Raw genomic sequence first — 596 nt, 5'->3', positions numbered from 1 at the left:
CAACACACAACATCCCACACTCAACAAAAATGTGACCTGAACACAACAGCACCCAACAACCACAACACATGGCTGAACCGGCTACCTATTCACCCAGAAACAAAACAAAAAATAAATACTCCTTAGAAAGGAGGTGATCCAGCCGCACCTTCCGGTACGGCTACCTTGTTACGACTTCGTCCCAATCGCCAATCCCACCTTCGACAGCTCCCTAACAAGTTTGGGCCACTGGCTTCGGGTGTTACCAACTTTCATGACGTGACGGGCGGTGTGTACAAGGCCCGGGAACGTATTCACCGCAGCGTTGCTGATCTGCGATTACTAGCGACTCCGACTTCATGGAGTCGAGTTGCAGACTCCAATCCGAACTGAGACCGGCTTTAAGGGATTAGCTCCACCTCACGGTATCGCAACCCACTGTACCGACCATTGTAGCATGTGTGAAGCCCTGGACATAAGGGGCATGATGATTTGACGTCATCCCCACCTTCCTCCGAGTTAACCCCGGCAGTCTCTCGCGAGTCCCCACCATAACGTGCTGGCAACACAAGACAAGGGTTGCGCTCGTTGCGGGACTTAACCCAACATCTCACGAC

The 596-nt window shown here is 52.5% G+C and carries 1 rRNA gene (only partly in view); it reads right to left on the bottom strand.

Annotated elements, in window-relative coordinates:
• Positions 1 to 126: 126 nt before the first annotated feature.
• Positions 127 to 596 (bottom strand): 16S ribosomal RNA (locus CYJ76_RS13295) (it continues 1,198 nt past the right edge of the window).

It is taken from the genome of Kytococcus schroeteri (genome assembly GCF_002847825.1).
In the GTDB taxonomy this organism is placed as follows: Bacteria; Actinomycetota; Actinomycetes; order Actinomycetales; family Dermatophilaceae; genus Kytococcus; species Kytococcus schroeteri.
Note: the sequence above shows the minus strand (reverse complement) of the source record. Positions and strands in the feature narration are given on the sequence as shown.